The organism is Dickeya oryzae, assembly GCF_009372235.1.
Taxonomy (GTDB): Bacteria; Pseudomonadota; Gammaproteobacteria; order Enterobacterales; family Enterobacteriaceae; genus Dickeya; species Dickeya oryzae.
Window position 1 is genome coordinate 121,525 of record NZ_ML762920.1, and the last position, 9,078, is coordinate 130,602.

General features: G+C 57.5%; 11 protein-coding genes. 5 read left to right on the forward strand and 6 right to left on the reverse strand.

Features of this window, described 5'->3' with window-relative positions; all coding sequences use genetic code 11:
* Nucleotides 1–58: 58 nt before the first annotated feature.
* Nucleotides 59–493 (forward strand): helix-turn-helix domain-containing protein, encoded by a 435-nt coding sequence (locus tag FAZ14_RS00565; protein ID WP_235914423.1) that lies wholly within the window; start codon nt 59–61, stop codon nt 491–493.
* Nucleotides 494–576: 83 nt separating this feature from the next.
* Nucleotides 577–801 carry a SymE family type I addiction module toxin gene (locus tag FAZ14_RS00570; protein WP_153507874.1) on the forward strand — a complete coding sequence of 75 codons (225 nt, stop codon included), beginning with the start codon at nt 577–579 and terminating at the stop codon, nt 799–801.
* A 71-nt stretch (nt 802–872) separates the two neighbouring features.
* Here FAZ14_RS00570 and FAZ14_RS00575 read toward each other — a convergent pair whose 3' ends face one another.
* The 3 genes from FAZ14_RS00575 to FAZ14_RS00585 are packed head-to-tail and all read right to left on the reverse strand — an operon-like array spanning nt 873 to nt 2,519.
* Entirely contained in the window at nt 873–1,508 is a 636-nt protein-coding gene (locus tag FAZ14_RS00575) for an SMI1/KNR4 family protein (RefSeq protein WP_206670619.1), read from the reverse strand.
* A gap of 2 nt (nt 1,509–1,510) precedes the next feature.
* Nucleotides 1,511–2,284 carry a NucA/NucB deoxyribonuclease domain-containing protein gene (locus FAZ14_RS20230; protein WP_206670620.1) on the reverse strand — a complete coding sequence of 258 codons (774 nt, stop codon included), beginning with the start codon at nt 2,282–2,284 and terminating at the stop codon, nt 1,511–1,513.
* Between the two features lie 22 nt (nt 2,285–2,306).
* Complete coding sequence (locus tag FAZ14_RS00585) at nt 2,307–2,519, reverse strand: hypothetical protein (RefSeq protein WP_153507870.1); 213 nt, start codon at nt 2,517–2,519, stop codon at nt 2,307–2,309.
* Nucleotides 2,520–2,916: 397 nt separating this feature from the next.
* Here FAZ14_RS00585 and FAZ14_RS00590 point away from each other — a divergent pair, with 397 nt between their 5' ends.
* Nucleotides 2,917–3,099 carry a hypothetical protein gene (locus FAZ14_RS00590; protein WP_153507871.1) on the forward strand — a complete coding sequence of 61 codons (183 nt, stop codon included), beginning with the start codon at nt 2,917–2,919 and terminating at the stop codon, nt 3,097–3,099.
* Between the two features lie 61 nt (nt 3,100–3,160).
* Here FAZ14_RS00590 and xerC read toward each other — a convergent pair whose 3' ends face one another.
* Both xerC and FAZ14_RS00600 read right to left on the reverse strand, forming a co-directional pair.
* Nucleotides 3,161–4,270: a site-specific tyrosine recombinase XerC gene (xerC, locus tag FAZ14_RS00595; RefSeq protein WP_153507872.1), complete on the reverse strand. Its 1,110-nt coding sequence runs from the start codon at nt 4,268–4,270 to the stop codon at nt 3,161–3,163.
* Nucleotides 4,263–7,514 (reverse strand): CHC2 zinc finger domain-containing protein, encoded by a 3,252-nt coding sequence (locus tag FAZ14_RS00600; RefSeq protein ID WP_153507873.1) that lies wholly within the window; start codon nt 7,512–7,514, stop codon nt 4,263–4,265. Before FAZ14_RS00600 ends, xerC begins: the two co-directional genes overlap by 8 nt.
* Before the next feature lie 114 nt (nt 7,515–7,628).
* Here FAZ14_RS00600 and FAZ14_RS00605 point away from each other — a divergent pair, with 114 nt between their 5' ends.
* Entirely contained in the window at nt 7,629–8,063 is a 435-nt protein-coding gene (locus FAZ14_RS00605; protein WP_235914423.1) for a helix-turn-helix domain-containing protein, read from the forward strand.
* 83 nt (nt 8,064–8,146) lie between these two features.
* Nucleotides 8,147–8,371, forward strand: a complete 225-nt coding sequence (locus FAZ14_RS00610; protein ID WP_153507874.1) for a SymE family type I addiction module toxin — start codon at nt 8,147–8,149, stop codon at nt 8,369–8,371.
* Between the two features lie 71 nt (nt 8,372–8,442).
* Here FAZ14_RS00610 and FAZ14_RS00615 read toward each other — a convergent pair whose 3' ends face one another.
* On the reverse strand, nt 8,443–9,078 hold the full coding sequence (locus FAZ14_RS00615; RefSeq protein ID WP_206670619.1) for an SMI1/KNR4 family protein: 636 nt from the start codon (nt 9,076–9,078) through the stop codon (nt 8,443–8,445).

The following is a 9,078-nucleotide window of genomic DNA, read 5'->3' on the forward strand; positions in this document are numbered from 1 at the left end:
AGCATATACCTCAGTGGGTAGTATTTACAACAGTGAGATGTAAAATAGGAGGTAGATTATGGCCATCAGGACTTTACCAGCACAGGGTTCATCCACGATGGCGGCATCTATCAGTAGTGAAGAACAGATTTTTATGACCGAACTCGGCAAGCGTATCACCGCCCTGCGTAAAGACGCCGGACTCACTCAGGTTCAGCTCGCGCAGGCACTGAACGTTTCCCAGCAGGCTGTTCAGTCATGGGAGTCCGGGCGGCGGCGGATACAGATTTCAGCGCTGCCTGCCGTGGCAAGACAGCTTTCCGTTTCTCTTGATGCCCTGCTGGGCGACAGCCATACCCCGCCACCGCGCAAGCGCGGCCCGGCGTCACGGCTGGAGCAGCAGATTCAGGTGATAGGCCAGTTGCCCAGAAGCAGGCAGAAGCTGGTGTCGGAGATGCTCGACGCCGTGATTGCTCAGGCGCAACAGGCAGGAACGGACGGACTGGACGGCTAAAAAGACAGGATTTTTAACGCGGAGGCGATGAGTTCGCACCTCATCACCTCCGCTCACCACAGGCAACTAAAGAGGTAGTTACTATGGCTGGACGCGATTCTAAGGCAGAACCCCGCGCAACTGAAGTAAAAGAACCCCAACGGCATTACACCGTCGGTTACGCCCCCAATGGCATGAAGGGCAACCCGCCGCCGCAACTCACGCTGAAGGGCCGCTGGCTGGAAGACCTCGGCTTTAACACCGGACAGCCGGTGATTGTCACCGTGGAGCGCGGGCGGCTGGTGATTGAAGCAGAACTTAGGATCTGACCGGTAAAAAAACAAAGATCCCGGCGCAAGTGCCGGGATCGTCGTTTATTTATAAGCTGGATAGTTATCTATTAATTAATAATATTTAATTGGATACTTCCACCATCAGGAACGTCTCTTATTTGCAATGCAATATTAGCTCTTGACCTCATTGCTTTGTCTGATTTATCAACATAAAGATTATTGATATCAAAATCTCCTCCTGCAACAAAGGGAATTTTAGGAACTAAACGATATCCTGAAGGTATAGGGCCATGAGCTTTCTGCCAAAAATGGGCTAAGGAATAACCTGTAATAACTTTATATTCATTCAGTACGACACCACACCATTCATTTATGCTTTTAGCCAGCCACTCAAACATTCCAGTTTCAGGATCAAAGGAATAAACTCCATCACTTTTTATACAGAACTGACCACCAAAAACATCTTCTGCGAAGTAAAGTGCATCCCTAGCCATATCATCATAAGAGTCAATCCATAACTCATTGTTATTCCAATCAATAATTCCAAAATCATCACCAACTGTTTCACATGAAAAAACATGTAATGCTGATTCAAAACAATAAAAACCATTTTTGCAATTTAGCAAAGATATCAGTTCATCAACGAGTGGTGATTTATACGCAGCCAATATCGCCCTATCTACTTTTCCCGGTGCGATGCTATCACTGCAAATAGACAATAATTTTTTTGCCAAAGGCTGCATATCTACTTCTCCTTTTCTGTCTTTATAATAACAGAAGAACCATCAGGTAATCCTCGACACTGTGCCCCTATACATGCTCCGGCACCACGATTATCTGAAGGGGTTATCAATCGAACTGATGCTCCAGAACCGCCTTCTTTAAACATAGCAGGCGGATATTCATCACGATCAAGCCCTGGAACAGTCGGGGTATCTTTCAAAGACTCTTTCCGCCTTTCTGATGCACCACCACGATCAATCGTAAGTACAGTAGGATGCCCTGCCTGCTGTGCATCTTCAATATGCCGGGCTGATTCTGGATATTTTGCTTTATCAACGATAACAACCTTTGGCTCTTTCAACGCCTCTGATAATGCAGGAGCCTTCTTACCCGGCAGCAGAATACCAGCCAGCATTCCACCCGTCGCTTCCAGTGCCGCCTGATTGCCTCCAGAAGCCTGTTTGATCGTGTCGGCTACCGCTGACCAGGTTTCGCTCTTCATCAGTGCCGATACACTGTCGGCTACTGCCTGATTCTTTCCTGAGAGGTCACTCAGCGCTTTATTACAGTAACTGTCCCCGGCAGCACAGGAGGCTAGAGCCATTGCCGCATCGGCAACATAGTCCGCTGACCCTATCGCCGAATCACCGCTATCCACTATCGCATTGATAATGCTGTTTGCTGTAGCAGAGGTCGTGCCTTCACCAAGCTTGTCGCGGATCTGTTTCTTCCACCATTCCGCACTCTCTTTTACTGACTGACGGGCGTTATCTCCGGCTAACGAGTTATTCTCCACAACAACTTCTTCCGTTGCGAAGTCAGCCGACGAACACCACTTTTCCCTGTGCCGTCAGCCGGTTACAGCCGGTTTTTCCTGATGCATTTCGATACCCGGACACCCAAGCCCCGATACGCGGTTTTGGCCCCCGACACGCTACCGCCCTGCCGTGGCTTTTGCCTGCAACACACGCATCATAGCAGCGGCGGCAGCCGCTGCCATCCGGTGTTGGGGGTTCGGTTTGGGGTTTCATCGCAACCCGTGACGGGGCCACAGCTTGCCTGTGGCCCCGGCGCGGGTTCTGCCGGCGCGGACGGCACAGAGTCCGCAAGCGACGCCCTGCGGCGCTCTGTCGCGCCGACGGTTAAGGAGAAGACGCACCTGCATGACCACGCCACACCGGGGCGGGGGCGAAGGCTGGCCGGCACGGGAACGAGCAAGGAGGGAACCGACTGCGAGCCGTGACGGACAGATGCAGCGGGTGGGCATGAAGCCCTTCAGCGGAGGCCCGACGGGCCGACTTCTTCCTGGGGGTTGGGTTTGGGGGTTGACCTGAGTGCTGAAGAAGGAACACCGCCGCCGACAGCGGAAGGCGCCGCCTTGCGCGCCGCGCCTCACCCGCGATGCCGATGGCGGGGGCGCAAGACATAATGCGGATTATACGATACGAGCCGCTCCACGCGACGGCAAGGAGCGGCGGCGTTGCCCGGCGAGCTTCGTATAATCCCCCGCATTATGTTGAACGGCTGACCGGCCAGCAGCTTGGCCACATGCCGCACCGCCGCACAACGCTGGCCGGGCAGACGTTTACCCCCGCCCGCGACGTGGCATGACGGCAGTCAGCCCGCCGGGCTGTCTGCCGAACCCGCTCCCGGCGGACCCGCCCGGAGAACGCTAACTTTTGGGGCTGTCCGGCAACGCGGGCGTGTCGTCTGCCTCCGGGGTGTCCGGCTGCTCTGCCGCCATCAGGTCAGCCGGCAACCCGGTTTCCTCTTCAGGGTCACGCTCCGCCGGATGGGTACTCGCATGAACCGCCTGCAACGCCCGGATTGAGACCTGGGTGTAGATTTGCGTACTTTCCACGCTCGCGTGGCCCAGCATCGCCTGTATCCACCGCAGGTCCGCCCCGTTCTCCAGCATCTGCGTCGCCATCGCGTGCCGGAACAGGTGGCAGCTTCCCCATTTCGCTATCCCCGATGCTTTGATGTAGTGACTGACCAGATTGGTGATGCCGTTCGGCGTCAGTCCTTCCACACCGTCCAGGGCCACGAACAGCGCCGGGCAGTGCGGATTCACCAGCAGTTGCGGCCTGACCGCCTGCAGGTAATACGTCAGCCAGCGCAGCGCCCGCTGCCCGACCGGGATAACCCGGTCCTTCTTTCCCTTGCCCTGTACGATGGTCACGATATGGCGGCTCGCGTCCACGCTGTACACCTCCAGCACCGCCACTTCACCCCGCCGTATTCCGGTTGACCACAGCAGCTCCATCAGCGCCCGGTCGCGGATGCCCTGCAGCGTGGTCAGGTCCGGCAACGCCAGTACCTGCTCCACATCCGCCACGCTCAGGATATGGCGCGGCAGCCGCTTTTCCAGCCGCGGCAACACCAGACCCGACGCCGGGTCGGCCAGCAGCAGATGATGCCGCGTCATCCAGCCGAACCACACCACCAGTGGCCCCAGCTGGCTGCGCTGCGTCCGGGTGCTCAGTGGCTCCCCGTTCGGCTTGCGGTACTGGTACAGGTGACGCTGATAGTGCTCCAGTATCGGTAAGGTGATGTCCCGGCCATAGTGCAACCCGCGCTCCGCCGCCCACAGGATGAACCGGTACTGATGATGGGTTTGCGTTTTCAGCGTGGTTTCTGACCAGTTCCGCTCCCGACGCCACGCCACGAACCGCAGCAGCAGCGCGTACAGGCTCTTCGGGTCACTGGCCGGGCCGATGGGCTTTCGGTAGACCTCATCCACCGTCAGCAGCGCATCGGCGCGGGGTTTACGGTTAGCCATGTGTCACCCCCGCGCTCTCAACCGGCGTATCGCCGACCGCAGGCAGCGGCACGGCAGGCGATTTTCCTTTTCCCCTGATTACTGCGTCTGACCCGGCCCCGACCACGTCCGCCGTCAGCCCTTGTGCCGTCTGGCTCGACGCCGGTTTTTCCACACCAGACCTGGCCCGGACTTGAGGCAGACTTAAGCCAGACTTTTCTTCCACCGGGGCAGACTTGCGTTCGCTGCCCTGCCACCGCTGCGTATCCACGCCAACCGCAGGCAGCGGCGTGGCAGGCGATTTTCCTTTTCCCCTGATTACTGTATCTGACTCAGCCCCGACCGGTTCCGCCGTCAGCCCTTGCGCCGTCTGGCCTGACGCCGGGTTTTCCACGTCAGACCTGGCCCGAACCTGGGGCAGACTTAAGCCAGACTTTTCTTCTTCCTGGCCAGACTTGCGTTCACGGCCTTCAGGCTCGTCCACCTCCAGCAGCCCGCACAGGTGCGGGTCATCGCCGGTGTTGCCGTCCCACAGCAGCTCATACTGCAACAGATGCCCCCGGCTGCCGCCGTGCAGCAGCAGGTATTCCATTTCAGCCAGCCGCAGACAGTGGTTCTTGAGCTGGCTGTCGCTCCAGTTCGTCCATGCCCGGATATCCCGCCGCGTGAACCGCACTTCACCCGGCTGGCAGCCCTGACGCTGCGCCTGTTCGCCCACCATCGCCTGTATCAGCAGCAACAGTTTCCTCGTCTGCGGCGGCATTTCATCCAGCGTCCGGCCCAGCACTTCGTGGGCCAGGTGGTTGGCCAGCGCGATATCGCTCTTTTCCACCTCGATATACTCGATAACCGCGCCCCGGTGCGTCACCCGTTTCACCTCACGCTGGTACTGATGCAGCAGCGCGATGGCCTGGATTAACGTCAGGTACTTCATATGGTCGCGCCGGGTGCGGGTCTTGTCCGACAGGAACGTCAGCCGGTCGGCATACGGATTGACCACCTTCAGCGGCCGCAGCAGCCGCTGCGCGTTCTGGTGTAGCCGGGTCAGGTACTGCTTTTCTGAAGACTGAAGCAGCCCGGCCAGCGTCTGCCCGTGACGCTGCATCGCGTGTATCGCCTGCGTCTGCTCCCGCGATTCGTTCACCGTCAACACCAGACAGCGGTTGAGCAGCTCTTCATCCACGTCGCTGGCCGTGGTGGTCAGCATCAGCATCACCGGCCCCTGCACTTTGTATTCCCGCGTCACCAGTTCCCCGCTCTGCTCGTTCTTGCCGGTTGACGCGATTTTCAGTTCCCCGTCCGACTGGAGCAACTTAAGGGCATAGGCGGCCTGCCGCACCCCTTCTTCTTCGGCTATCGCCAGTATCTTGTGTTGCAGCGAGGTTTCACCGAGGTAATACAGGCTCTGCCCGGTCATCGCGCTGTACTGGATACGCTCTTCCTCCGGCATCATCCCCAGCACCGCCTCCATCAGCGACGATTTCCCCGCCGCCGAACTGCTCTGTATCAGCACGGCCAGCGGTTTATCCAGCTTGCGCGACGTCGCCGCCAGATACCCGGTCAGCAGATTGGTGCTTTCCCCCACCACCCCGCAGGCCGCGAGGTCATTGATGATGCGTTCAGCCAGATGGGGGGATTTCAGTAGCTCCAGCGCCGCCGCCTCGTCTTCCGCACTCACCGTCACCGACGCCACATTGTCGGCCTGCTCCGCCGCCTGCCGCACGTCATCCTGCTTTTGCTCCAGCATCAGCAGCACCCGTCCGCACTCGCGCTTGATGACCGACGCTTCACAGCCCAGTTCCGCCGCCGCCGCGCTCACATAGCCCTGACGCTGCCGCGAGCTGTACAGGTCCAGCGAGTCCACATACAGCGCGCCGGTTGACGCGTCCCGCACCTGCACGTTGACCTTCATCACGTCCTGTACGGTGTTTTTCTGCCAGCCGCGCACCCGCCACACCCGTGGGCCGTGAGTCAGCAGCAGGTCGCCGGACGCGGTTAACTCGCCTGCCACCGTCGGTGCCGGTACGCCCGCCGGGGCGGCTAAGGAAGAAGCGGTATCGTCCCCGCCGGATGGCATGTCACGGGAGAACACCACCCCCGGCCCGCTGCCCTGACCCATCCATGCCGCCTGCTCCAGTGCCAGCCCTAACGCGCTTTCCGGGTTGCCGCTCTTCAGCGCATACGCATTCGCATCCAGCCCCGGCGGGAACCGCACCCGCCATGCTTCGATACCCGCTTCCAACAGGTCCGCCGCCACGCTGTCCGCGCCCCGGTCGCCGGCCTCATCCCGGTCATAGGCTATCTGCACCCGCTTCACGCCGTGGTACTGCAACGCGGCCAGATGGTCAGCGGTAAAGCCGTTGGCCCCGTACGCCGTGGTGACATTGCGGAACCCGGCACACCAGAACGTCATCGCATCAATCAGCGATTCGCACAGGATAAGGTCGGACGACGCCTTCAGCGCTTCCTCGTTCCACACCCCGGCCAGCGGCGACGGCAGGTACAGGTGCTTCGGCGAGCCTTTGAGGATTTTGTGGTCCGGCTGTACCCGACGCCCGTACAACTGCATCACCCGGCCACGCTGGGCCACACTCGCCGATTCCGCCCAGCCGATAACCGGCATCACCACGCAGCCCCGGAAGTGGTCCTGCTTCGTGGTGGCGCGCAGCACCCCCAGCCCGGCCAGTTTCTCACGCAGCCGCTTTCCTTCCTGACTCGACGAGGACGGCAACAGCCCCGCGCTGCCGCCGATACCGTGATGACCGGCGAACCCCAGCCGGAAGTGGCTCACCAGTTCAGGATGAGCCAGCCCGCGACTGACCAGCCACTGCTGTGCTTCCGGGTTCGCCAGCAGGCTCTGGTGGTAGAAGCCGATAACCTGATTCAGCAGCGCCTGACCGTCATCATCCAGATCGGCGAGTCTGGTACGCGCCGCAGACGGCGAAGCCGGAACCACCGGGGCGGCTAAAAAAGACGGATTGCCAGCCAGTTCCCGCAGCCGCAACAGGGTTTGCGGCCAGGTCAGCCGCTCGGTGTGTTGCAGCCAGTCCAGCACCGACCCCGACGCCCCGCAGCCGAAGCAGTGGTACAGGTTTTTCGACGGCGTGATGACGCAGGACGGCGTGTTTTCCTGATGGAACGGGCACCGGCAGACATAACTGTCCGCCCCCTGCTTTTTCAGTGTATGACCCTGAGACTGCGCCACGGCCCGCAGCGACACCCCGCGTTTCAGTTGCTCCAGCTCTGCCGGTGTCATTCGTCCCATTTCCGCTGCTCCTGTCAAAAACCTGTCAATAGGGTTTCAGTAAAAATAACTCGACAAGCATATACCTCAGTGGGTAGTATTTACAACAGTGAGATGTAAAATAGGAGGTAGATTATGGCCATCAGGACTTTACCAGCACAGGGTTCATCCACGATGGCGGCATCTATCAGTAGTGAAGAACAGATTTTTATGACCGAACTCGGCAAGCGTATCACCGCCCTGCGTAAAGACGCCGGACTCACTCAGGTTCAGCTCGCGCAGGCACTGAACGTTTCCCAGCAGGCTGTTCAGTCATGGGAGTCCGGGCGGCGGCGGATACAGATTTCAGCGCTGCCTGCCGTGGCAAGACAGCTTTCCGTTTCTCTTGATGCCCTGCTGGGCGACAGCCATACCCCGCCACCGCGCAAGCGCGGCCCGGCGTCACGGCTGGAGCAGCAGATTCAGGTGATAGGCCAGTTGCCCAGAAGCAGGCAGAAGCTGGTGTCGGAGATGCTCGACGCCGTGATTGCTCAGGCGCAACAGGCAGGAACGGACGGACTGGACGGCTAAAAAGACAGGATTTTTAACGCGGAGGCGATGAGTTCGCACCTCATCACCTCCGCTCACCACAGGCAACTAAAGAGGTAGTTACTATGGCTGGACGCGATTCTAAGGCAGAACCCCGCGCAACTGAAGTAAAAGAACCCCAACGGCATTACACCGTCGGTTACGCCCCCAATGGCATGAAGGGCAACCCGCCGCCGCAACTCACGCTGAAGGGCCGCTGGCTGGAAGACCTCGGCTTTAACACCGGACAGCCGGTGATTGTCACCGTGGAGCGCGGGCGGCTGGTGATTGAAGCAGAACTTAGGATCTGACCGGTAAAAAAACAAAGATCCCGGCGCAAGTGCCGGGATCGTCGTTTATTTATAAGCTGGATAGTTATCTATTAATTAATAATATTTAATTGGATACTTCCACCATCAGGAACGTCTCTTATTTGCAATGCAATATTAGCTCTTGACCTCATTGCTTTGTCTGATTTATCAACATAAAGATTATTGATATCAAAATCTCCTCCTGCAACAAAGGGAATTTTAGGAACTAAACGATATCCTGAAGGTATAGGGCCATGAGCTTTCTGCCAAAAATGGGCTAAGGAATAACCTGTAATAACTTTATATTCATTCAGTACGACACCACACCATTCATTTATGCTTTTAGCCAGCCACTCAAACATTCCAGTTTCAGGATCAAAGGAATAAACTCCATCACTTTTTATACAGAACTGACCACCAAAAACATCTTCTGCGAAGTAAAGTGCATCCCTAGCCATATCATCATAAGAGTCAATCCATAACTCATTGTTATTCCAATCAATAATTCCAAAATCATCACCAACTGTTTCACATGAAAAAACATGTAATGCTGATTCAAAACAATAAAAACCATTTTTGCAATTTAGCAAAGATATCAGTTCATCAACGAGTGGTGATTTATACGCAGCCAATATCGCCCTATCTACTTTTCCCGGTGCGATGCTATCACTGCAAATAGACAATAATTTTTTTGCCAAAGGCTGCAT